This window comes from Pedobacter frigiditerrae, assembly GCF_032678705.1.
GTDB classification, from domain to species: domain Bacteria; phylum Bacteroidota; class Bacteroidia; order Sphingobacteriales; family Sphingobacteriaceae; genus Pedobacter; species Pedobacter frigiditerrae_A.
This window is the reverse complement of record NZ_JAVTSS010000001.1, coordinates 2,424,347-2,447,716: the sequence shown is the minus strand read 5'-3', so window position 1 is coordinate 2,447,716 and position 23,370 is coordinate 2,424,347. Positions and strand designations below refer to the sequence as shown.

Genomic DNA, 23,370 nt, shown 5'->3' with positions numbered 1-23,370 from the left:
AATGCTAAACATTAACATTGCTAATATGTTTATATTTGGTAACCGAGAATAATTAAAACTAAAATGGAAGAAATTAACGAAACACAATTAGAACCCAAAGAAGAACAACTTTTAACTGTTACAGAGGAAATAAGAAGTTACATCTATGAAACAGCAAAATGGGCTAGCTTTTTAGCTATTGTTGGTTTTGTATTAACAGGATTGCTTGTTGTTGGTGCTTTTATGTTTGGCGCAATCATGAGTTCGAATCCCGACCTTGCTTTAATGACAGGAGAACTTGCAAAAGCAGGTAGTGCAGTGATAACAGTTGTGTTTTTACTATATGCCTTTGCTATATTTTACCCAAGTTTACTGATGTTTAAATATGCCAATAAAGCAAAGGTTGGCATTTTATATGGCGAACAAGCAAGCTTGAATGAGGCAATGGGTAAAATGAAATCGTTATTTAAATACTGGGGAATTATTACCATCATTATAATAAGCCTTTATGTTATAACAATTGTGGGTGCAATATTGGGTAATAGCGCAGTGGGATAAGTAATAAATTAGCCAAAAAAAAGTCCCCCAATTTTATATCAGGAGACTTTTTTTAATATGTGATTTTCTTAGAAAGAAAAATCGTCGCTATCTGTTTTTGGCGTATGCGTATATTCTGCATTTTCAGAATATTCATAACGTTTTTCAACTACATCCTGATGAGATTTAATATACTCTACAGTTTCAGTTAAACCTTCAGTAAACTTTTCAAAATCTTCTTTGTATAAAAAGATTTTATGTTTTACAAATACACCATCCTCTAATCTCTTTTTACTTTCTGTTAAAGTAAGGTAATAATCGCCTGAACGTGTTGCCTTTACATCAAAAAAATAGGTGCGTTTACCTGCTCTTACTTTCTTGCTAAAAACCTCTTCTCTCTCTTTGTTGTCAAAATCTCCCATTGTTGTGTGTACTAATTAGTTTAAGGTTGCGGTAAATATAAAGCAATAATTATTAAATCAAAACAGAATTTACTATCATTTTCGAATAAATTAAACTACGTATAAACCACAAGTTTATATCGTATCAAATCTTTTATCGATTTTCCTCTTCTAATAATTGATTGTCGTACATTTCAGCATAAGCACCGTTATTTGCAAGTAGTTCATTGTGCGTGCCTTGCTCAATGATTTTCCCGTCGTCTAAAACAATGATTTTATCTGCGTTTTTAATGGTAGAAATACGATGGGCAATTAAAATACTCGTTTTGCCTTTCATTATCTTGCCCAAATTACTTAAGATTTCTTCTTCTGTTTTGGTGTCAACGGCCGAAAGACAATCGTCAAATATCAAGATTTTAGGCTCTTTTATTAAAGCTCTGGCTATAGAAACACGTTGTTTTTGTCCGCCAGATAAGGTGATCCCTCTTTCGCCTAACATTGTTTCAAATTTCAAATCAAAATCAATAATGTTATTATAAACGGCAGCATTTTTAGCAGCTTGTTCAACCTGTCCTTCTTCAACGACGCTTAAGCCAAAGGCGATGTTGTTTTTGATGGTGTCTGAGAATAAGAAAACTTCTTGTGGTACAAATCCAATTTGATTCCTGAAATTGTTGAGGTTTAAGTTCCTCAATTCCTTGCCGTCTATTTCTATCAGCCCTGAATCGGTATCATACATCCGCATAATTAAGTTTGCCAAGGTAGATTTTCCAGAACCAGTTCTTCCAATAATAGCTACAAATTGTCCTTTTTCTACCTCAAAGCTAATATTTCTTAAAGCTTCAATTCCAGTATCTGGGTAAGTAAAGCTTACATTTTTGAAACTGATTTTTCCATCAAATACGGGTTCTTCAGCATTGCTGGATGTAATATCTGGTTGTAATTGTAAAAACTCATTTATCCGTTTTTGCGATGCAGCTGCTCTTTGAATGAGAGTAGTTACCCAACCTAGCATGGTTACAGGAAAGGTTAATTGGTTAACGTAAACTATAAATTCGGCGATGTTCCCTGGCGTAATGGCGCCATCAATTACTTGTTTACCGCCAATATATACCGTTAAAATGGTACTTAATCCTACCAATAAAAGCATGGTAGGGTAAAACAATGCCTGCACCTTAACCAAATTCATCGAGCTGTTTTTATAAGCAATACTTTCAGTCGCAAAAACATCTTGTACCTGTTTTTCTCTTACATAAGATTTAATTACCCTAATGCCCGAAAATCGTTCTTGTACAAAGGAAGACAATCTTGATAATTGCTCTTGGATACGCTCACTTTTTTGGTTGATTAAAGTGTTTACGAAATAAATAGTAACGACTAAAATGGGTAGCGGTAATAAACAATAAATAGCCAATGTGCTATTTACATCAAACATAAAGTAGATAATGAGTAAGAATAGAACAGCCGTGTTGATGGTGTACATGATAGCTGGGCCAACGTACATCCTCACTCTGTTTACGTCTTCGGTGGCACGATTCATTAAATCGCCGGTATTGTTTCTGCGGTAAAAACCTAGACTTAGTTTTTGATAGTGCGCATAAATTTCATTCTTCATGTCGTACTCAATATGCCTCGACATTAAAATGATAGTTTGGCGCATGAAAAACAAGAATAATCCTCTCATTAAATAGAGGATCAATATCAATGCGCCAAAAAAGAATAAGCTATTGCTAAAGATATCATAGATGATTTCTTGACGTTCAAAACCATCAAAAAGCTGGTAGATAGCGATGTTTTCTGTAATTAAATTGAAAGCGTGACCAACCACTTGAGCAGGTACCACACCAAAAATATTAGAGATGATGACAAAGAAAACGCCTGGAATTATCCACCACTTATATTTATAGAAGTATTTGTTTAAAAAGAATAGATGCTTCATTTTTGGTAAAGTTAGCCAAAAGAGTTTCTTTTTTTAATAAAAACTAAGTAAAATAATGGTTTTTTTATCTTAATTTTGCCGCTATCAATTCAACAAATTTGTATGTCTGGTAATAGTTCTATCGTAACTTCTGTTTTAGACCAATTAAGTGCATCAGGCCACAAAAAAGTGGTTTTTTGTAACGACCCCGATACCGGATTAAAAGCCATTATTGCTATTCATGATACTACATTAGGTCCTGCTTTAGGCGGAACCCGTATGTGGAACTACAATTCTGAAGCTGAAGCTTTAGAAGATGTATTGCGTTTGTCTAAAGCAATGACCTACAAATCTGCCATTACTGGATTAAATTTAGGTGGTGGTAAAGCTGTTATTATTGGCGACTCTAGAAAGATGAAAACTGAGGCTTTAATGCGTAGTTATGGTCGTTTCATCAAAAACTTAAACGGTGAATTTATCACTGCTGAAGATATGGGTACAACCACTAGAGATATGGAATATATCCGCATGGAAACCGAACATGTCACTGGTGTGCCAGAATCTATTGGTGGTGGTGGTAATCCAGCTCCAATTACCGCAAGGGGTGTGTTTTTGGGAATTAAAGCTTGCGTTAAAGAAGTTTTTGGAACTGATATGCTTGCAGGTAGATCTGTAGTTGTGCAAGGAATTGGCAATGTTGGCGAACATTTAGTTGAGCTATTAAGACAAGAAAACGTAGAAGTTTACGTTAGCGATATTAACCAAGACCGTTTACAGGAAGTTGCCAGAAAATATAAGGCAAAACCTATAGATGCAGATAAAATATTTACCATTGGTGCTGATATTTATTCGCCATGCGCATTGGGTGCAACGGTTAATGATAAAACCATCAAAAATATGAAGTTCTCTATCATTGCAGGTTCTGCAAATAACCAATTGGCAGATGAAGATATTCATGGCCAGTTATTATTAGATAAGGGAATTTTGTATGCGCCAGACTATTTGATAAATGCTGGTGGCTTAATTAACTGTTACTCTGAGTTAACAGGTTTTGGTAAAAAACGTACCATGCAGCTAACAGAGCATATTTACGACGCAACTCGTGAAGTAATTAAGTTATCGAAAACAGAAAAAATACCAACAAATTTAGCTGCGGCTCGCATCGCAGAAAAAAGAATAAGCGACATTAAAAAAATTAAATCATCATATTAAATATAAACGGTAAAAATTACCACTCGTTCTTACATTCATGTTAAACAGAAGACACTTAAGAATAAAAGCTTTGCAAAATATTTATGCATGGCACATGACAGACAAAAAAGATAGCGTAAGCAGTCAAAAAACGTTAATGCAAAGCATAGACAGTGTTTTTGAAATGTATATTCGTATGCTAGCATTAATAGTTGATGTTACTGAATATACTTCAATTGATGCTATCGAAAGAGCAAATAAACATTTGCCAACAGCAGAAGATTTAAATCCAAATCAGAAATTATTGCACAATAAATTTGCGGTAATTTTAAAGCAAAATCCAGAATACACAGCTTCAGTTAATAAATATCAAGTTAATTGGCATTCTGATCCAGATTTAGTAAAATCAATTTTTATTAAATTAAAGGAGACAAAGGAATATGCTGCTTATTTAGAAGAAACTGAGGAAGACTTAGAAAGTTCTAAAGAAATCATCAAGTTCATTTTCCGTAAAATCTTATTGAAAAACTTAAACATTATCCAAGCATTTGAGGATAAGTTTATCAATTGGCCTGTAGATAGGGAAGTAATGCAAGGTATGATTGCCAAAACATTAAAAAACTTTACTTCCGAAGATCCGTTTAAAAACAAATTAACGCCAATAAGTGCAGATTGGGTTGAGGATAGCAAATTTGTGAAAGACCTTTTTGTGTTTACCTTGAAAAACGACAATGCGTATCAGGAGTTAATTGCAGAGCGTACTAAAAACTGGGAATCTGAAAGGATTGCATTAATGGACACTATTTTAATGAAAATGGCCATTTGCGAAATGATGAATTTTACCTCGATTCCGGTTAAAGTTACCATAAATGAGTATTTGGAGCTATCAAAGGATTACAGTACACCGAAAAGTAACTCGTTCATTAATGGTATCTTAGATAAAATTTTAAACGATTTAAAAAGAACAAATAGCATTAAGAAAATCGGTAGAGGACTTATAGAAGAGTAAAATATGAAAAACCTATTCATAATTGCGTTTGCAGTGATAGCTTTAGCAAGTTGCAAGCAAAAATCAAAATTGGATGAGAAAGTTGCTGAGGCAGCTAACCCTTCTGCTACAGTTGCTGAAGCTGATGCACCGAAAGTTAAATTTGAAAAAGAAATTTATGATTTTGGTGTAATCACACAAGGTGAAAAAGTGCAGTTTGATTTCAAATTTAAAAATACTGGTAAAACACCTTTAATTATTACAGATGCTACTGCAACTTGTGGCTGTACTGTTCCAGAATACCCTAAAACTCCTGTTAAACCTGGTGAAGAAGGTGTAATTAAAGTTGTTTTTGATAGTGCTGGCAAAATAGGTATGCAAGATAAACAAGTAACTATTTTTTCTAATGCTAATCCAGAAGCTGATAAATTACATTTAGTAGGCGAAGTGAAAGAGAAGAAATAAAAGGTTGATGGCTTAGCTGATAGTCTTTGGCTATTGTCTATCAACCATCGACTATTAACCAATGAATCAATTTAACAATAACAAACAATAACACGTAACATAATGACATCAACAGTATTATTACAAGCAGCCGGAGGAGGTTTCAATTATCAAACTTTGGTAATGATGGGTGCAATCATGGTAGTTTTCTACTTTTTTATGATCAGACCACAAGTAAAAAAAGCTAAGGACCACAAAAAATTAGTAGAGAGCTTAGGCATTGGTGATAAAATCGTAACTACAGCTGGTATTCATGGTAAAATTGTAGGCTCAAACGATACAACTTTTTTAATTGAAGTTGAAGGTGGAACAAAAATCCGTTTTGATAAATCGGCTGTTTCATTAGACGCTACAAAAGCAGCTACAACTCCACCAGCTACAAAAGCCTAATCAGATTTTGACTATTAAAGCCGCTCTTCCTCAATTTCGGGAGAGCGGCTTTTTTTTGTAATTTTACACAATGCCATTTATTAAATTAACTAAGATAGAACGAAAACGTTTTGTGCAGCTCATTATCTGTGTAGGTTTTGCAGTTGCGGCTTGGTTATTCATGGCGTTGAATAACAAATATGTATATACCGCTAGAACACAGTTAGTGTATATAAATGAACCTCAGAAAAAAGCTTTTAAACCATTACAACCAGATGCAGTTAACCTTCAAGTGGAAGGCACAGGTTGGCAGTTGCTTTTCTCTCGCTTAAGGATAAATCCTCAATCTATAACCGTTAGTTTAGAAAAGTTAAATAATCGTAATTATATCCTTTTCTCTGAGCAGTTATTCCAGGTAAATAAGCAACTAGAAACCTCTCAAAAAATCATTTCTGTTAAACCAGATACACTTTATTTTGATTTTTCGAAACGAACAAGCAAAAGGGTAAAGGTTAAATTATTGTCAAAGTTAAGTTTCATTAAACAATATGGTCTTTCTAGTCAAACTCGTTTAACTCCATCTTATGTTAATATTTCTGGTCCGTTTGAAGAACTTGTTAAGATTAATGAATGGTACACAGACACCTTAAAACTAACTGATTTACAAAATTCTACAAGCACAAGAATTGCCTTAAAACAAAATAGTTCAAACAACATTAGTATTTATCCATCTAGTGTAGGTGTAAGGGTTAAGGTTGATGAATTTACAGAGAAAACCGTTCTGGTGCCACTTAGAGTAATAAATAACAATGATTTTTACGATATTAAGCTTTATCCGAAAAAGATAGCGGTAACTTTTATGGTTGCTTTGTCGAGCTATCAAGAAGTAGATGAAGATTTTATAGAAGCTGTAGTTGATATAAATGAATGGAAAATCCTTGGTCACCATAAGCTTACAGTTAAAATTAAACGTTTCCCAGATTATTGCAAATTGGTAAAAGTAGTGCCAAATAAAATCAATTTTATTATAGAAAAGTAATGCTAAAAGTCGGAATTACAGGCGGAATTGGAAGTGGAAAAACCACGGTTTGTAAAGTATTCGAAACTTTAGGTATCCCTGTTTTTTATGCTGATGCAGTTGCCAAGCAATTGATGGTTACAGACCTGATTTTAATAGATGGTGTTAAATCAACCTTTGGCGAGGAAAGCTATCTTGAGAATGGCATATTAAACAATAAGCACATTGCTAGCATCGTATTTAATAATCAGCTAGAACTTGATAAACTCAACGCTTTAGTGCATCCGGCCGTATTTAGGGCCTTTGATAAATGGGCAGCAGAAATTCCTTCGTCAGTTCCTTACACGCTTAAAGAAGCAGCTTTGTTATTTGAAAGTGGTTCGTACAAAATGTGTGATAAAAACATTTTAGTCACAGCGCCATTAACACTAAAGATAAACAGGGTTATGCAACGCGATGCTGTTAGTGCCGAACAAGTTCAGGCAAGAATGGACAAACAATTCACAGACGAACAAAAAGCTAAAATGGCCGATTATTTTATAGATAATACTGAAAATACATCTGTTATTTTGCAAGTTTTAGATTTACATCAGCAGTTTTTAAACTATTAAACTGCTCATTCCTCAATATGTTAAACCAAAAAGAAATTATAGACGATTTTATCGTTCAAACAAAAGTTGGATTGTTTTGTAGTTATGGTAATTTTTACCTCGATCCAAAAGAGCCATTTACAGATGCTGTAATTTCTCATGCACATGGAGACCATGCGGTAGGTGGTAATCAAAATGTGTATTGCACCGAGGCAACTTCTATTTTTATGAAGCATCGTTATAAAAAATTTGCTGCCGGCGATTTCTTTATCAAATCTTATAAGGAAGTTTTTAATTTAAACGGAGTTGAGATAAGTTTTTATCCCGCTGGGCATATTTTAGGTTCCGCATTGGTTTTAATGGAGTACAAAGGCGTAAAATATCTTTATACGGGAGATTATAAGTTAGAGGAAGATTCTACTTGCGAACCAATCGAGTTTATTAAGGCTGATGTATTAATTACAGAAACTACTTTTGCAAATCCAGATACTGAACATCCAGATGCTATTGCAGAAATCAAAAAGCTAAATGATGTTAAGCCAAATATCATGTTGGGTTCTTACGCCTTGGGCAAAAGTCAACGGTTAATTTCAATGATTAATCAGCATTGCCCTCAAAAAAGAATTTTAGTGCATCATAGTATCATACCCTTTGTTAAAATTTATGAACAATTAGGTGTCGATTTAGGCAAGTACGAAGTTTACGATAGAAAAGTGATGAAAAATAACCAAATGGATATGATTTATATCGTTCCACCAATGGTTTACCATAGCTATATTAAGGCTATAAATGTGGTAAGAATTTTTGCCACAGGGTGGAAACATTTACAAAATAACAACGAAGTTCAATTATATATTTCTGACCATGTTGATTGGAACGCGATATTAAAAACGATAGAAGAGGTAGAGCCACAACAAGTTTGGACAACCCATGGAAGTGGCACACAATTACAAACTTACTTTTCACCTAATTTGGTAGTTAAATTGCTCAATTGATGGAAGAAGGGGTTGATTATTATTTCAATGACCAGGGTCTAATGGTTTTTACGGAGGCATATCACCTAAATAGGGGGTATTGCTGTAAGAACAAATGCAAACATTGTCCGTGGAATTATGGGAAAAATAATGGACAAAATTCCCCAACACAGCCAACAAACAAAGCAGATACTAAATGGTCCAACTACAAAAAGAAGTAAAAACTTCAAAATTTGAGAATATTTTTCAACAAGCACTGGTAAACGTAATTTTCACTTACCACTGGAGCAATCAAAAAGTTAAAGATATTTTAACACCTTTCGATATTACCACCCAACAATATAATGTACTTCGAATCTTAAGAGGTCAATACCCAAGTCCAGCAACTGTAAACTTGATTAAAAATAGAATTCTAGATAAAATGAGTGACACTTCTAGAATTGTAGATAGATTAATCCAAAAAGGTTATGCTGAGAAATCAGTTAATAGCTATGATAAACGTGCTGTAGATATCATTATATCAGATAAAGGATTAGCCTTATTAAAAAAGATGGATAAAGAAATTGATTTTTCTCAATTTATAGCGCCAAACATTACGGCAGAAGAAGCAGAGCAATTAAATATCCTTTTAGATAAGATGCGTGGCTAGTTATTAATGACTATGCCCAGCAGCAAAAAAGCCGATTAAAGCAACACCAATTCCCAATAAAACTGCTAACATTTTGCGCTTATTAATTTTATGGTCGGCGCTAGATTCAAAAAGGATTGTGGTAGAAATATGTAAGAAAATACCTATCACAATTCCCATCACCTTGTTAAAATAAGGTTCCATTCCGCTAATGCTTCCATTGCTTAGGCTCAAGCTAAAATAATATCCGGCAGGTGCCATGATAGCAAAAATAATTAGGTATAAAACAACTCCTTTTGGCTTGTAATGATTTTGCACTAAAATGCTTGCCAATGCAAATGCAGCAGGAATATGATGTAAAGAAATGCCAAAAATCAATTCGTTGTTTTGGTCTTTCGCTAAAGGCATTCCTTCTAGAAAAGCATGTAAACATAAACTTATCATAATTCCCCATGGAAAAGCGTGGCCATCATGATGTTTGTGGATATGCCCATGTTCTACACCTTCAGAAAACTGCTCTAAAAAGATCTGTAACAGAAAGCCAATTAAAATGAAAATGCCAATTTCTTCCTTATCAGTTCCACTATAAGCATCTGGAATTAAATGTAAAACCGTAATGGCAAATAAATAAGCGCCACTAAAAGATAAAATCAGTTTTAATAATTGAGACTTATCATTTTTTACCAAAAAGATAGCCAAGCCTCCAAAAAGCGCACAGCAAAATAAAACAAGGAATTTCCAGATTTCCATTTTAGGTAATAGGTTTTATTTTCTTGTAAAGATAAAATGTGAATAAGCCAATGCAAGTTCCTAAAATGGCTCCCGCAAAGGTATCTATGGGGTAATGCACACCAACATAAACCTGTGCAAAGCTAATTAAAAATGCCCATCCTAAGCCTAATGGTAAAATGGGTTTCCATTTTTTGTAAAATAAGCCGATTAGAAAAATGCCAATAGCAAAATGGTTAGTAGCATGTGAGGATGGAAAACTATATCCACTACCACAAGGAACACGATGAATGATTTTATTTGCTAATCTCACCTCATTGCAAGGTCTAATCCTCCCAACGCTAGGTTTTATTATTCTCGATGCAATCAAATCGCCCATGGCAAAGGTTACTAGAATCATTCCAATCATAACTAGTCCTTGTTTTTTATATTGTCTAATGCAAAAAGCAATGATAAATAGATAAAGTGGAGACCAAAAGAAGCGATTCCTGACCAATGGCATTAACCAATCGAAAAATCCATTGCTTAAACCACGATGAACTTTCAGAAATAATTCTGCATCAAACTGCTGTAACTGTTCTATCATGCTTTTTTGCAAATCAGTATTAAACGGTCTGATTTAATTTCATCAAATGGTTCTAGGGCATAACTGCCAAAAGTTTCAGTTATAATTAATCCACTTTTAGTTAACATTCTTTCAAAATCTGCCAAGAAAAAGGCTTGAACACGTTCTTCGAAGGCATAAACCTTTAGTTTGTGCTCGAAGTTAATGTGTTTGATAATCTTACCTTCGGAAACAAATTTATGCAAATGGAATTCGATTCCGTCTATGGTTTTAGTTTCTTGATTGGTTAAGTTTTTGATTATTTTTTGCGTGTTAAAATAATCAATAACCAAAGTGCCGTCTTCCTTTAATCCTTTTCTAAAAGCTTTTAAAGCATTAACATGTTCTTTTTCAGTATCAAAATACCCAAAACTAGTAAACAGGTTAAAAGCAAAATCAAAATAGTTAATGTACGATAGCTTGCGCATGTCATGCACATAAAAATGCAGGTTTTTTTGCTCAAACTGTTGTGCGTATTTAATGCTTTGTTCAGATAAATCTATCCCAGTAACATCATAACCTTTTTTGTTTAGATAAATTGAATGTCGACCTCTGCCACAAGCAATATCTAAAATCCGACTATTTTTTTTGGGGGTGAGATAAGCAGAAAGGTTGTCAATTAAAAACTCAGCTTCTGCATCATTACGCTGACTGTAAAGTATGTGATAATAAGGAGAATTAAACCAATATTGAAACCATTTTCGCTGCATTACGCTGAGGAGTTAACGTTTTGTGATGAACAAATATAGTATTTTGAATTTCAACGGCGATGAATTTAATTTTTTAAGCTGATTAAAAAGGCTTTAAAAATTACTTGGATGTGCATTTTTAATACAATCCTTTCCTTAAATTTTTATTATTTTTGAAAAAATTTATAGAACTTGACTTTAATAAAATCTATATCAGGAATTAGAGGGACTATTGGCGGAAAATCTGGCGATGGTCTAACCCCAATCGACATTGTTAAATTTACTGCAGCTTATGGCTCTTGGGTAATTAACAAAACTCAAAACAAAAAAATTATACTTGGCCGTGATGCCCGTATTTCGGGAGAAATGGTTAATAATTTGGTAATTGGTACCCTGCAGGGTTTAGGAATAGAAGTGATAGATTTAGGTTTATCTACAACTCCTACTGTAGAGATTGCTGTTCCGATGGAAAATGCTGGTGGTGGAATTATCCTAACTGCTAGCCATAACCCAAAACAATGGAATGCCTTAAAATTATTAAATGAAAAAGGTGAGTTTATTAGCGATGCAGATGGAAAAGAAGTTTTAGAAATTGCTGAAAACGCTGATTTTGCTTTTGCAGATGTAAATGATTTAGGTAAAGTAATCTCTAATGATACTTATTTACAAAAACACATCGATGTAATTTTAGCATTGCCCTTGGTTGATGTGGAAGCTATTAAAAAAGCTAACTTTAAAATTGCCATTGACTGTGTAAACTCTACTGGCGGGATATTTATTCCAGCTTTACTGAAAGCTTTAGGCGTAGAAACGGTTTATGAATTATACTGTGAGCCAAATGGCGATTTTCCCCACAATCCAGAACCCTTACCAGAAAACTTAACAGAGATAGCAAAAGTTGTTCAGGCTAAAAGAGCAGATTTAGGTATCGTTGTAGACCCAGATGTAGACAGACTTTGTTTTGTTAACGAAGATGGAACCATGTTTGGCGAGGAGTATACTTTAGTTGCTGTAGCCGATTACGTGCTTAAAAACACACCTGGTAATACAGTTTCTAATCTTTCCTCAACTCGTGCCTTGAGAGATGTAACCGAGAAATCAGGTAACACTTATAACGCATCAGCAGTTGGAGAAGTAAATGTGGTAAACCAAATGAAGGCTACAAATGCTGTAATTGGTGGCGAAGGAAATGGTGGAATTATCTATCCAGAATTACATTACGGAAGAGACGCTTTAGTTGGTATCGCTTTATTTTTATCGCATTTGGCAAAAGAAGGTACAACTATTTCACGTTTGCGTAGCACCTATCCAGCTTACCATATCTCAAAAAATAAAATCACTTTAACTCCAGAAATGGATATCGATAGTTTATTGATAAAGGTTCAAGAGAAATATAAAAATGAGCAAACTAGCACTATTGATGGCTTAAAAATCGATTTTGCTAATGAGTGGGTGCATTTACGTCGCTCAAATACAGAGCCAATTATTCGTATCTATAGCGAAGCTGAAAATGAAACCGTAGCAGAAAATTTAGCTAACAAAATCATTTCAGACATTAAAGAAATATTACAACTTAACTAAAAGCCAATGAAACGTGTTTATTTAGATAATGCAGCTACCACGCCATTAGATAAGGCTGTAATAGCAGAAATGACTAATGTAATGGAAAACTTTTATGGTAATCCATCTGCTATTCATTCCTTAGGTCGAGAGGTAAGAACATTGGTTGAAAAAGCAAGAAAAACGGTTTCTGGCTTATTAAATGCATCTCCTTCAGAAATATTTTTTACTTCTGGTGGTACAGAAGCTGATAATACAGCAATTCGTTGCGGTATTTCTGCTTATGGCATTAAACACGCCATTACTTCTAAAATAGAGCATCATGCTGTAGAACATACTTTAGGAATGTTGTTAAAAGATGGTGTAATAGATAAGTTAAGTTTTGTAAATATCGATGAAAAAGGTAATATCGATTACAATCATTTAGAAGAGTTATTACAAACTAACGAACGCACTTTTGTATCGCTAATGCATGCCAATAACGAATTGGGCACTTTAACGGATATGCAAAAAGTGGGCGATATCTGCGAAAGATACAATGCAATCTATCACGCTGATACAGTGCAGACGATGGGGCACTATCCACACGATGTTCGTAAACTAAAAGCTCATTTTATAGTTTGTGCAGCACATAAACTCCACGGACCAAAAGGTGTTGGTTTTCTATATGTAAATAGTAATATCAAAATTCCGCCGATGATTTATGGTGGTGCACAAGAGCGCAACATGCGTGGCGGGACAGAGAATGTTTATGGAATTGTTGGTTTGGCAAAGGCTTTGGAAATTGCTTATGCAGAAATGGATGAACACCAAACCTATATCCAAGGCCTAAAAGATTATTTAAAAGAACAATTGATTGCCGAAATCCCAAACATTGGATTTAATGGCGAAACTGAAGCAGATAAAAGTCTTTATACGGTATTAAATGTTTCGTTCCCTGAAATGGACATGGCAGATATGTTATTGTTTAACTTAGACATAAACGGCATTTGTGCATCAGGCGGAAGCGCTTGTTCGTCTGGCTCAAATATTGGTTCTCACGTTCTAAATGGCATTAAAGCCGACCCAAATCGTCCTTCTGTGCGTTTCTCTTTCAGTAAGTTTACCACAAAAGAAGATTTAGATTACGTTTTAGAAAAAGTGAAGATGGTGGTTAAGCAAAATGCTTTAGCCTAGTCGTCATTAATTGTTTTGTCATTCAGACTTGTGCCGATTTTACATCGGTAGCGTAGCGAAGTCACTAAGATAAATTCAAAGCCTTAACATAATTGTTAAGGCTTTTTGGTTTTGAAAATCAATGATGCTGTTCCATAGGTTCTGCAGCCCCGCTTTGCGCTTCAATCTTTTTGTGCTTCGACTACGCTCAGCATGACAAAAAGTATTTCCGCTTCAATCGAGTTTATTTAACAAAGTTGCTGGTTCTTGGCAACTGCTAGGTGCAAACCTAAATAGCAGCAGAAATCTACGTATCCTAAACCTGACATACGCGGAAATCTCCCGATTCTTCATCGGGAATTGCAGCATTGGCAGGACTGAACATTAATAGCTGCAAATCTTTTGCTTTTCAAATAATTTGCCAAGTATTTAATAAACTAGGAGATTAATTAGTCATCCGATGAATATGGGCAACTTTCTAATATTCATCGGATGACTCAAAAATCAAAAACAAAACATTTCCATCCATTGTTAGTTAAGCATATCTATTTAAAACAAATGTTATGGAAACTAAAGATAAAAAAGACAGCACCATCAAAAAAGATGCAACTGTAACGGATACCAATCAAGAAACACCTAGAAACGAGGAGAATATTGAAAAAAATTCTTCATCTAACATGACTAGCAATTTCGAAAAAAAGCACGGTCGCACTAACAATGCTTTTGGAGATGGTCACGAACCTGGTACAATTCCTGGAAGCGGAGTTTAACCTAAAATTATTATATTTAAACCACGACATAGTTCGTGGTTTTTTAATTTATCCCTATTATGGAAAGAAGAAAATTTATTCAAAACTCGGCATTGGCTGCAGCTGTGCTTGCCTTTTACAAAGGTGATGTTTTTGCCAATACAAATTTTGCTAGAGCTTACCAGTTTAAAGCTTTAAGAAACGATGTAGGCATCTTTACTGAACAAGGTGGGACTATTGCTTGGTTAAATGGTTCGAGTGGTTTTGTGGTAGTAGATTCACAGTTTCCAGCTTCTGCACCTCACGTAATAGAGGAATTGAAAAAGTTAGGAGAAAAACCATTTAAGTATTTACTGAACACTCATCATCACGGCGATCATACTGCTGGTAACATTGCATTTAAGGGCTTGGCAGAGCACGTTGTTGCCCATCAAAATGCATTAGTGAATATGAAATTAGCTGCAGAAAAAGCTAAGAGCGAAGATAAACAGCTTTATCCTGATGTAACTTTTGGTAAAGGTTGGAAAGCGCCTGTGGGTAAAGAAAAAATCAGTTCTTACTATTATGGTTCTGGTCATACCAATGGCGATGTGGTTTATCATTTCGAAAACGCAAACATTGTACACGTGGGCGATTTAGTATTTAATCGTCGCTTTCCTTATATAGACAAAGAAAATGGGGCACACATTGGCAATTGGATTACTGCATTGGATAAAATTTATAATCAATTTGATAAGGATACCATCGTAATTACTGGGCATAGTTTAGACCCTGAAAAAGTGATTGGCGATAAAGAAAATGTAAAAGCATTTAGAAATTATTTAGAAAGTCTGATGACTTTTGTGAAAGCAGAAATGACAGCTGGTAAAACTAAGGAAGAAATTTTAAAGGCAACCACAATCCCTGGTGCACCCGAGTGGCAAGGCGATGGTATTGTGCGTAGTTTAACCGCTGCTTATACGGAACTGACAGTAGGTTAATAATTAGTTTGGAGTTGAGAGTTGGGAGTCGCCTTACTCCAAACGCTCAACTTTTTACTCCAAACTTTCTTCGCAATTTATAAACATTCTATATTAAAATTTTCCTTGCTATTTTGCTGATAGCTAAAGAATTCAAAATTCTATCGGGTATATTTGTTCTATCAAAATCCCTTTTCTATGGATGATTTTTTAGCCGCCCGCTCACAAATGGCCTTGTCTTTAGGCTTTCATATTATTTACGCTTGTATTGGAATGGTGATGCCATTTTTTATGGCGGTATCGCATTACAAATGGTTAAGAACTAAAAACGAAGTTTATAGAGATATCACTAAAGCTTGGAGTAAGGGAGTAGCGATATTTTTTGCAACTGGAGCAGTATCCGGAACAATGCTTTCGTTCGAATTGGGTTTACTTTGGCCAAAGTTCATGGAACATGCAGGACCGATTTTCGGAATGCCGTTCTCCTTGGAAGGAACTGCTTTTTTCATAGAAGCCATTGCCTTAGGCTTTTTCTTATACGGTTGGAATAAACTTAATAAATGGTTTCATTGGTTTACTGGTGTTGTAGTTGGCGTAAGCGGATTAGCATCAGGGATTTTAGTGGTTGCTGCAAATGCTTGGATGAACAGTCCGGCTGGTTTTGACTTTGTAAATGGCGAATACCTAAACATAGACCCAATAGCGGCAATGTTTAATAAAGCTTGGTTTAGTCAGGCTTTACACATGTGTTTGGCTGCGTTTACCGCTACAGGTTTTGCAGTTGCAGGTGTACATGCTTTAATGATTTTAAGAAAACAGAATGCAGATTTTCATTATAAAGCCTTCAAGATTGCCGTTACTTTTGCAACAGTTTGTGCCGTTCTGCAACCTATAAGTGGAGATATTTCTGCAAAAGATGTGGCAAAAAGGCAACCTGCTAAGCTTGCAGCAATGGAAGCTTTGTATGAAACCCAAAAACCAGCGCCTTTATTGATCGGTGGTGTTGTAAATGAAAAAGATAAAACGGTTAAATATGCCCTAGAAATCCCTGGGGCTTTAAGTTTCTTAGCTTATGGAGATTTTAAATCGGAGGTAAAAGGTTTGGATAAAATCCCTGCAGATGAACATCCGCCAGTTGCGGTAACTCATTACGCATTTCAGATTATGGTAGGCATAGGAAGTTTGTTGGTACTTATTTCACTAATTTACTTTGCCCTTCTTTTACGTAAAAAATCCATCTTGGATAGGAGATGGGTTTTGAAGTTATTCGTGCTTGCCATACCACTAGGTTATATCGCTTTAGAGGCAGGTTGGGTAGTTACAGAAGTTGGTAGGCAACCGTGGATAATCTATGGTGTTATGCGTACTAGAGACGCCGTTACGCCAATGCCAGGAATTGCTTGGTCTTTTTATCTTTTCTCCGTCATTTATGCATCATTAAATGTCATCGTTATCTTTTTGTTATATCGACAAATAAAAATGGTACCTACTTTATATAGTCAACCAGCAGTTTCAACTCAAGCTAAAGCAAATTAATTATGGATTTTGTAATCATCATATTTTTGTGCTTGGCTATTCTGCTTTATTTTTTGTTAGGCGGGGCTGATTTTGGAGCAGGAATTATTGAACTGTTTACTTCTCAAAAAAATAGAAGTAAAACTCGTAAAACGATGAACCAAGCTATTGGTCCGGTTTGGGAAGCGAATCATATGTGGTTAATTATTACCATTGTAATTTTGTTTGTTGCTTTCCCCAAAATATACACTACCATGTCGGTTTATCTGCATATTCCTTTAGCGATTATGTTAATAGGAATTATAGCAAGGGGAACAGCTTTTGTGTTTAGGCATTACGATGCTGTTAAAGACCAAATGCAGGAAGTTTATAATAAGATTTTCATTTACTCTAGTTTCATTACGCCTTTGTTCTTGGGCATTATAGCTGGGAGTGTACTTTCAGGCAAAATAGATACGCAAGCCACAGACTTTGTAAGCGCTTATGTTTATAGCTGGTTAAATTGGTTCTCTATTGCAGTTGGTTTGTTTACAGTAACATTATGTGGCTTTCTAGCTGCTATTTATTTAATAGGAGAGAGCAAGGCTGATGAAGATAAAAAACGCTTCATCAAAAAAGCGGAATTTATGAATGTTGGTGCAGTGATTTTTGGTGCGATGGTTTTTACGGCTGCTTATTTTGAAGATGTTCCCTTAATGACTTGGGTTTTTCAAAATGATGTTGCTTTACTGGCTGTAATTTTGGCAAGTTTATCGCTGGTTTTACTATGGTATTTATTGTTAAAAGGAAAAACAAAAGTATTACGAATCTTAGCCGGTTTTCAGGTTACCATGATTTTGGTAGCGATTAGTTATGCGCACTTTCCAAACTTCATCAGACTTAAAAATGGAGATACCATTTCACTTTATGAAACCATGGCTCCAATTAAAACGGTAGAAAGTTTAGGCTGGGCATTGGTTTTAGGTAGCTTTTTAATTTTGCCTTTCTTGGGATATTTGTTTTATAAGTTTCAACAGAAAGAAGAATAAGATTGGTTCACTAGTATCATTTGTTCATTGGTGTCATTTGTTCATTGGGTTAGGCTAATGAACTATTGAACTAATGAACTTTTCCTCTGAACTAATGAACTTTTTCCTTGTGTCTATTGCTATCATTTAAATTTCCTCACTTTATCAACTTCAGTTAAATACGCAGCAAGAGCAGCAGAGCCGTACCAATTAAATAAATCTGCATCTAATAATTTTGCTTTTACAGCAGGGTCAGTAGCCAAAATTGCTTTTGCTTCTTCTATAGATTTAGTATTTAAAATAAATATTCCTCTGTAGTTTTTATCATTTTTACCCATCGGACCAGCAACAATTAGTTTGTTCTCCTTAACCAATTTACCCATATTTGCCATGTGACCTGCAAATGCACTATCTGATTCTAGTTTTGTTGCCGTAGTGTTGGCACCAGTTTTGAAAATAACCAAAATATACATTTTCATTCCATTATCGTCTGCTTCATACTTTTTTGCTAATGCAGCATCGTAACTTGGATTTGTTTTTTTCTCTTGAGCATTTACATTTATGCCTATTGCAAGACAAAAAATTAAGAGTATTAATTTTTTCATGATATTTTTTGATTTAAATTAATAGTTGGATGCAAAATAGATAAACTCGTTACAAGTTGTTTTATAAAATAATACTAAACAACTCAACTAGTTCATATTTTTCTCAGCTAACCATTTAACCAATTCTGCCTTAATCGCTTCACCCATTTTTTTCTGATTATCAGGGTTTTCTAAAAATTCTTTACTAACTCCATTGTCTCCAACTTCTAAAAGTACTCGATATTTAGCAGTATTTATATGCTCATCAAGGCTGTAAAATGCTTTTTTGCCAGTGCTTTTACAGGTGTAATCATTCCTGCCCGTTGAGCTATCTAACTGAACACCTCTATTTTCTAAAGTTGTAACTGCACTAACTGCAGCAATTAATCTTGCAGCCAATTCTCTGTTCTCTGCTTCGTATTGGTCGCCATCATGGATAAAACCCCAAATTGCATTCCGTTTGGTGCCACCATTGTTATGAACCGCAATAAAAACATCTGGTTTTCTTTTATTAGATTCTTGCAATTCATAAGCGTAACCAGATATTTTACCATCTATTATTGATGATGTATGTTCAATAATTGTATTGCTACCTACATTTGGATGGTGTAGGTTCTCCTTTCCTAAACTCCAAACTTTATATTCTTTTAGCTTTGGTTTGCTTGCCATTGCAACTTCAACTATGCCATTGCAAGTTTTGGCTTCACTAAAATCTACGCCAGTATCTGTTTGATGAGATGGTTGCCAAACTATAACTGCCTTCTTTTTAATGTCATTAATGAATGTAAAACTCGAAAGCAGAATTAAACCGAATATGGATAGGAATAGTTTCTTCATTTTGGGAGATTTGATGAACTAATATATGGAATTATCAATTATTAAAATTCAATAGGGTTTGTTTTCAAATCTAATATTTCAATAACTTCGCAATCTGCTGAGAATAAACCTCCCTCTCTAAAATGTCCTTTGATGCCAACTTTAATTTTTTCATAATGAAAAGGTCTCATTTGATTATTAATAATCCACATTCTTGCAGTTCCAGAATTGGGAACTGGCTTATCGTTATAAAGTAACACATCCCCATTTTTATCCTCAAATTCTGGCCAAATCATATACATCCCATTTCCTGTCTCTTCGGCATAGGAGAAATCTGAACGAATTCCTTGATAGGGTTCTCCAGTTTGCCTACCGCCATCTTCAGGTTTTTTAAAGTTGTATTTGACTCTAAAATCTGCTTTGTGATTTAATCTAAGTTCATAAGGTTGATGCATCATTTTGATTTTAGTCTCTTAATTTCAGATATTAATTTTGGAATATCTTCTCTAGCGTGTGCAATAAAGTCTTGATCTGCAGTTGTTGCGCCAGTTAAATAAATATCTTCGCCTCTTTTCTCTCTCCAAATATCTTCGCCTTCAGCAACACCTGTCATTATAAAACTGTCCCCGCTTTCTACATCGCGTCCTTCAATTAAAGATTTCCATGGAACAGGCGAAGCCATTTTATACCGGTCTTCTATTTCCTTAATTTCAATTATAGTCATATCTTCTATGATTAATTACGGCCAAACTTATTAACTTACCACTCCTGAATAATAACACCCACTTGATTATCCATTAAGGCAAATTCTTTTGCACCCCAAGGACGAAGTGTGATTTTACTAAGATTTGGATGAAGGAATTCTGGATGTGATTGAGAGACTTTTTCATAAACTCCTTCAATGTTTTTAGTCTCTAACCTAAATTCTGGATGATGTTCCTTCGCAAATTTAGTGCTTTGAAAAAGATTTATTCTCAAGCCATCTTTATCTAAAACACATAAGGGTTGTTGTGAATTTAAATCAGTATGTCCAATGGTAAAACCAAGGCAGTCTACAAACATTTTTAAACCATCTCTTATGTCTTTATAGAAAATATTAGGGACTAGTTTTTCGAACTTCATTTTATTGTGATAAATTCCATATATCATTCATTTCTGTTAATATGAGTGGTTTGCCATCAGTAACCACAATAGTATGCTCGTGTTGCGCCATAAAACCACCCATATTACCCACCATTGTCCATCCATCTTGCAAGGTTTCGGCATAGGTAGAAGTTGTTGAAATAAACGTCTCAATTGCAACAACTGAATTTTTCTTAAACCTTGTTAAATTATATTTATCTCTATAATTTGCTATTTCGCTAGGTGCTTCGTGCAAGCTTCTTCCAATGCCATGGCCCGTTAAGTTTTTTATAACCCTGTAACCTCTTTTTTTAGCTTCAGTTTCAATTAAGAAACCAATATCTGCAATGCGAACACCACCTTTTATTTGGTGGATTGCTTTATGTAAAATTTGTTTTGAAGCTTCAACTAATTTCTGGTGTTGGTTTACATCATTACCAATCACAAATGAGCCTCCATTGTCCGACCAAAAACCGCCTAATTCGGCTGAAACATCAATGTTGATTAAATCTCCTTCCTTAAGTATTCTTTTTTCTGAAGGTATGCCGTGACAAAATTCATTATTTACGCTGATACATGTCCAACCAGGAAAACCATAAGTTAAAAATGGTGCCGATTTTGCACCTAAATCATTTAGAATTTGCCCACCATAATTGTCCAATTCCTTTGTCGACATACCCGCTTGGGCAAAGTTTCTCATTTCCTTCAAAGTGTAGGCAACGGCTTCACTTGCCTTTTTCATTCCTATTAACTCTGATTCTTGTGTTATTGACATATTTTTTAATTAGGTATTTATTCTATAACTCTAATGTTTGAGGGAATAATACGCTTTATCCTTCATAAACGAATATAAACCTTTATCATCTGATTGCTAAATGTTTTTTGAATTTGCAGGGAACACCTTAAGGAGTCAGAAAAACATTGTATCCTAAACTACAAATTTAGACATAGCTATAAATGTAAAAAGCTGACGTTAATTACAACTTGTCAACCTTTTATTTAGTTATTGCTAATTATATGAACCGCCTTTATTTCACTCGTTTCATCGGGAAAGTCTGCTTACGTTCTTTTCCATTTTTTGTTCCCGAAATTTCAGCAACTAAGGAGTCTGTACTAATTTTTGTATAAGAGATGATTTGAGGAAAGTCGTGTTTTGGATTTTCGAAAACCAATTGTGTGGCTGAAATGGTTTTGGCGATAAAACGAACTGGCAAACCATCATTTTGATTTCTAAGTATAGGAATGTAGAATAATCTATCTTGCTCCTGAACTAATCGTAAGTTTTCAAAAACAATGGTATCTTTTTCTTTAACCATGTAGCTTTTTCCTTTAAGCTCCTTGTCGCTTACTTTATTCCAAGTTTCATACATACTTCCTCTCTGGTTTTTATTTTCCCATGTTCCAACTAGCCAATCTGCTTTGGTAATGTCGTTTAGTTGGTTAGTTGTCCAAGCAGTAAGGATAGTAACACCAACAACTGCGATTAAAAGTTTTATTCCTGTTTTCATTGTTTAGTTGATTGAATGAACGGCCATTTTGTTTCCCTCAGTATCTATAAATATCGCAAAATATCCCATTTCAGGACTTATTTGTGTTTTTGGAACTATTACAATCCCGTTGCATTTTTCCACTTTATCCAATACGTTTTGTAAGTCGTTACCTCCATTAAGGTAAGCAAGTACTCCATCTGTTGATGCTTTGTAATCTTCGCCTTGTACTATTGCACCAGATACATTCGTCCCATCGGTTGGGAAAAAGCCCATTTTTGTGCCGAACATTTCGGTTTCCTTAATTTCTAAACCTAAAATGGTTTTGTAAAAAGATACTGCCCTGTTGAAATCCATTGCAGGAATTTCAAGCCAATTGATTAAATTTTCCATTGTAAAATTATTTTACGTTAAGTAGCAAAGATGCAACCTGTGTAAAACGTAAAATTGTAAAAATGCGACAAATCTAATCGGTTATAAAGAAAGAAGTCATTTTAAAAGAGTTACCATAAAATTCTTTCGGAGTAAGTCCTGTAAATTCTTTGAAATCTTTTATGAAATGGGCTTGATCGTAATATTCGCCTTCATAAGCCAAAGCTGTAAGACTTGTAAACTCTTTGTTCAGCAACATTTTAAGGGTGGCTTGTAACCTTATGGTTTTCGAAAGTTGTTTAGGACTTAAACCAATGGTCGATGAAAATTTCCGTTCCAATTGCCTGCGGTTGATGTTGGTCTGTTTAGAAAGTTCATCAATGGAAAGTTGTCCATTAGCTGTCAAAATTGTTTCAACTGTCGATTTTATAATGCGGTCAATAGTTTCACTATCCGCTAAGCGATTTAATAAAAATGTTTCAATATGTTTTATTCTATCAGCAACCGAAGAAGTAGTTAAGATTTTCTCTTCTAATTCCTCTCCGTCTTTTCCAAACAATTTTTTTAAGGAGACTGCTGTATTTTCCATTTCCTTTATAGGGATAGTTGCAAGCGGTAAAAAGCCTTCTGGATGAAAACGAATAGAGAAAATTCCTGTTTCGCCAGTCGGTTCTATTTCAAGCGGTTGTGTAAGTTGTCCTATTACAAAACATCTTGGTTGGATAATGCTATCTCCGTTTTCGAGGTACTGTTTGTAAAGGTCGCCATAGTGGAAAATCATCTCCATACAGCCATCTGAAATTATGGTTTGTCTTTGAGGATTTTCTTCTTTTGGACTTTCTAATGTCCAATAACATTTGATAAGTGTTGTTAATTCTTGGCTTGGTTCAAATGTTTGGTAATTCATTATTTTCTTCTTTTTTAA

Annotated in this window: 30 protein-coding genes; 16 read left to right on the top strand and 14 right to left on the bottom strand. The window is 34.7% G+C overall.

The window, feature by feature from the left end; genetic code table 11:
* Positions 1-63 precede the first annotated feature (63 nt).
* A complete protein-coding gene (locus R2Q59_RS09735) occupies positions 64-537 on the top strand; it encodes a hypothetical protein (protein WP_316785360.1) in 474 nt (157 codons plus the stop codon).
* 68 nt (positions 538-605) lie between these two features.
* Here R2Q59_RS09735 and R2Q59_RS09730 read toward each other — a convergent pair whose 3' ends face one another.
* Positions 606-938, bottom strand: coding sequence for a DUF3276 family protein (locus R2Q59_RS09730; RefSeq protein ID WP_131554379.1), 333 nt, complete (start codon positions 936-938; stop codon positions 606-608).
* 133 nt (positions 939-1,071) lie between these two features.
* Positions 1,072-2,856, bottom strand: coding sequence for an ABC transporter ATP-binding protein (locus tag R2Q59_RS09725; RefSeq protein WP_316785359.1), 1,785 nt, complete (start codon positions 2,854-2,856; stop codon positions 1,072-1,074).
* A gap of 102 nt (positions 2,857-2,958) precedes the next feature.
* Between R2Q59_RS09725 and R2Q59_RS09720 the strand changes: the two genes are divergently transcribed.
* The 9 genes from R2Q59_RS09720 to R2Q59_RS09680 all read left to right on the top strand — a co-directional run bounded on the left by R2Q59_RS09720 (position 2,959) and on the right by R2Q59_RS09680 (position 9,118).
* Entirely contained in the window at positions 2,959-4,047 is a 1,089-nt protein-coding gene (locus R2Q59_RS09720; RefSeq protein WP_316768301.1) for a Glu/Leu/Phe/Val dehydrogenase, read from the top strand.
* 37 nt (positions 4,048-4,084) lie between these two features.
* Complete coding sequence (gene nusB / locus R2Q59_RS09715; RefSeq protein ID WP_316768298.1) at positions 4,085-5,035, top strand: transcription antitermination factor NusB; 951 nt, start codon at positions 4,085-4,087, stop codon at positions 5,033-5,035.
* Between the two features lie 3 nt (positions 5,036-5,038).
* Positions 5,039-5,479: a DUF1573 domain-containing protein gene (locus R2Q59_RS09710; RefSeq protein WP_316768296.1), complete on the top strand. Its 441-nt coding sequence runs from the start codon at positions 5,039-5,041 to the stop codon at positions 5,477-5,479.
* Positions 5,480-5,581: 102 nt separating this feature from the next.
* Positions 5,582-5,908, top strand: a complete 327-nt coding sequence (gene yajC / locus R2Q59_RS09705) for a preprotein translocase subunit YajC (protein ID WP_316785358.1) — start codon at positions 5,582-5,584, stop codon at positions 5,906-5,908.
* 70 nt (positions 5,909-5,978) lie between these two features.
* A complete protein-coding gene (locus tag R2Q59_RS09700) occupies positions 5,979-6,926 on the top strand; it encodes a YbbR-like domain-containing protein (RefSeq protein ID WP_316785357.1) in 948 nt (315 codons plus the stop codon).
* Positions 6,926-7,516, top strand: coding sequence for a dephospho-CoA kinase (coaE, locus tag R2Q59_RS09695; RefSeq protein WP_316768291.1), 591 nt, complete (start codon positions 6,926-6,928; stop codon positions 7,514-7,516). Before R2Q59_RS09700 ends, coaE begins: the two co-directional genes overlap by 1 nt.
* Before the next feature lie 17 nt (positions 7,517-7,533).
* Complete coding sequence (locus R2Q59_RS09690) at positions 7,534-8,490, top strand: exonuclease (RefSeq protein WP_316785356.1); 957 nt, start codon at positions 7,534-7,536, stop codon at positions 8,488-8,490.
* Complete coding sequence (locus R2Q59_RS09685; RefSeq protein ID WP_316768287.1) at positions 8,490-8,690, top strand: DUF5522 domain-containing protein; 201 nt, start codon at positions 8,490-8,492, stop codon at positions 8,688-8,690. Before R2Q59_RS09690 ends, R2Q59_RS09685 begins: the two co-directional genes overlap by 1 nt.
* A complete protein-coding gene (locus R2Q59_RS09680; protein ID WP_316768286.1) occupies positions 8,666-9,118 on the top strand; it encodes a MarR family transcriptional regulator in 453 nt (150 codons plus the stop codon). The genes R2Q59_RS09685 and R2Q59_RS09680 overlap by 25 nt, the downstream gene beginning before the upstream one ends.
* Before the next feature lie 3 nt (positions 9,119-9,121).
* On the opposite strand, the gene R2Q59_RS09675 is transcribed toward R2Q59_RS09680, so the two are convergent.
* The 3 genes from R2Q59_RS09675 to R2Q59_RS09665 are packed head-to-tail and all read right to left on the bottom strand — an operon-like array spanning position 9,122 to position 11,140.
* Positions 9,122-9,847, bottom strand: coding sequence for a ZIP family metal transporter (locus tag R2Q59_RS09675; RefSeq protein ID WP_316785355.1), 726 nt, complete (start codon positions 9,845-9,847; stop codon positions 9,122-9,124).
* Position 9,848: 1 nt separating this feature from the next.
* Complete coding sequence (locus R2Q59_RS09670; RefSeq protein WP_316785354.1) at positions 9,849-10,412, bottom strand: phosphatase PAP2 family protein; 564 nt, start codon at positions 10,410-10,412, stop codon at positions 9,849-9,851.
* Complete coding sequence (locus R2Q59_RS09665; protein ID WP_316785353.1) at positions 10,409-11,140, bottom strand: class I SAM-dependent methyltransferase; 732 nt, start codon at positions 11,138-11,140, stop codon at positions 10,409-10,411. Before R2Q59_RS09665 ends, R2Q59_RS09670 begins: the two co-directional genes overlap by 4 nt.
* Before the next feature lie 171 nt (positions 11,141-11,311).
* Between R2Q59_RS09665 and glmM the strand changes: the two genes are divergently transcribed.
* From glmM to R2Q59_RS09635, 6 genes are all read left to right on the top strand, one after another.
* Positions 11,312-12,700 (top strand): phosphoglucosamine mutase, encoded by a 1,389-nt coding sequence (glmM, locus tag R2Q59_RS09660; protein ID WP_316785352.1) that lies wholly within the window; start codon positions 11,312-11,314, stop codon positions 12,698-12,700.
* Between the two features lie 6 nt (positions 12,701-12,706).
* Positions 12,707-13,855 (top strand): cysteine desulfurase family protein, encoded by a 1,149-nt coding sequence (locus tag R2Q59_RS09655; RefSeq protein WP_316768277.1) that lies wholly within the window; start codon positions 12,707-12,709, stop codon positions 13,853-13,855.
* A 542-nt stretch (positions 13,856-14,397) separates the two neighbouring features.
* Complete coding sequence (locus R2Q59_RS09650) at positions 14,398-14,604, top strand: hypothetical protein (protein ID WP_316768276.1); 207 nt, start codon at positions 14,398-14,400, stop codon at positions 14,602-14,604.
* Between the two features lie 59 nt (positions 14,605-14,663).
* Positions 14,664-15,563 (top strand): MBL fold metallo-hydrolase, encoded by a 900-nt coding sequence (locus R2Q59_RS09645; RefSeq protein WP_316768275.1) that lies wholly within the window; start codon positions 14,664-14,666, stop codon positions 15,561-15,563.
* Between the two features lie 177 nt (positions 15,564-15,740).
* Positions 15,741-17,078: a cytochrome ubiquinol oxidase subunit I gene (locus R2Q59_RS09640; protein WP_316785351.1), complete on the top strand. Its 1,338-nt coding sequence runs from the start codon at positions 15,741-15,743 to the stop codon at positions 17,076-17,078.
* 2 nt (positions 17,079-17,080) lie between these two features.
* Positions 17,081-18,085 (top strand): cytochrome d ubiquinol oxidase subunit II, encoded by a 1,005-nt coding sequence (locus R2Q59_RS09635; RefSeq protein WP_316785350.1) that lies wholly within the window; start codon positions 17,081-17,083, stop codon positions 18,083-18,085.
* Between the two features lie 122 nt (positions 18,086-18,207).
* Here R2Q59_RS09635 and R2Q59_RS09630 read toward each other — a convergent pair whose 3' ends face one another.
* The 9 genes from R2Q59_RS09630 to R2Q59_RS09590 all read right to left on the bottom strand — a co-directional run bounded on the left by R2Q59_RS09630 (position 18,208) and on the right by R2Q59_RS09590 (position 23,352).
* Positions 18,208-18,669 carry a YciI family protein gene (locus R2Q59_RS09630; RefSeq protein WP_316785349.1) on the bottom strand — a complete coding sequence of 154 codons (462 nt, stop codon included), beginning with the start codon at positions 18,667-18,669 and terminating at the stop codon, positions 18,208-18,210.
* Between the two features lie 87 nt (positions 18,670-18,756).
* On the bottom strand, positions 18,757-19,485 hold the full coding sequence (locus R2Q59_RS09625) for an N-acetylmuramoyl-L-alanine amidase (RefSeq protein ID WP_316785348.1): 729 nt from the start codon (positions 19,483-19,485) through the stop codon (positions 18,757-18,759).
* 41 nt (positions 19,486-19,526) lie between these two features.
* Entirely contained in the window at positions 19,527-19,922 is a 396-nt protein-coding gene (locus R2Q59_RS09620) for a hypothetical protein (RefSeq protein WP_316785347.1), read from the bottom strand.
* A complete protein-coding gene (locus R2Q59_RS09615) occupies positions 19,919-20,188 on the bottom strand; it encodes a hypothetical protein (protein WP_316785346.1) in 270 nt (89 codons plus the stop codon). Before R2Q59_RS09615 ends, R2Q59_RS09620 begins: the two co-directional genes overlap by 4 nt.
* 35 nt (positions 20,189-20,223) lie before the next feature.
* Positions 20,224-20,586, bottom strand: coding sequence for a hypothetical protein (locus R2Q59_RS09610; protein ID WP_316785345.1), 363 nt, complete (start codon positions 20,584-20,586; stop codon positions 20,224-20,226).
* 1 nt (position 20,587) lies between these two features.
* Positions 20,588-21,361, bottom strand: coding sequence for a type I methionyl aminopeptidase (map, locus tag R2Q59_RS09605; RefSeq protein WP_316785344.1), 774 nt, complete (start codon positions 21,359-21,361; stop codon positions 20,588-20,590).
* 253 nt (positions 21,362-21,614) lie between these two features.
* Entirely contained in the window at positions 21,615-22,094 is a 480-nt protein-coding gene (locus tag R2Q59_RS09600; RefSeq protein WP_316785343.1) for a DUF6265 family protein, read from the bottom strand.
* A 3-nt stretch (positions 22,095-22,097) separates the two neighbouring features.
* Positions 22,098-22,466 (bottom strand): VOC family protein, encoded by a 369-nt coding sequence (locus R2Q59_RS09595; protein WP_316785342.1) that lies wholly within the window; start codon positions 22,464-22,466, stop codon positions 22,098-22,100.
* Positions 22,467-22,539: 73 nt separating this feature from the next.
* The gene (locus tag R2Q59_RS09590) at positions 22,540-23,352 is read right to left on the bottom strand and encodes a helix-turn-helix domain-containing protein (RefSeq protein WP_316785341.1); all 813 of its coding nucleotides are present in this window, start codon (positions 23,350-23,352) and stop codon (positions 22,540-22,542) included.
* Positions 23,353-23,370 lie beyond the last annotated feature (18 nt).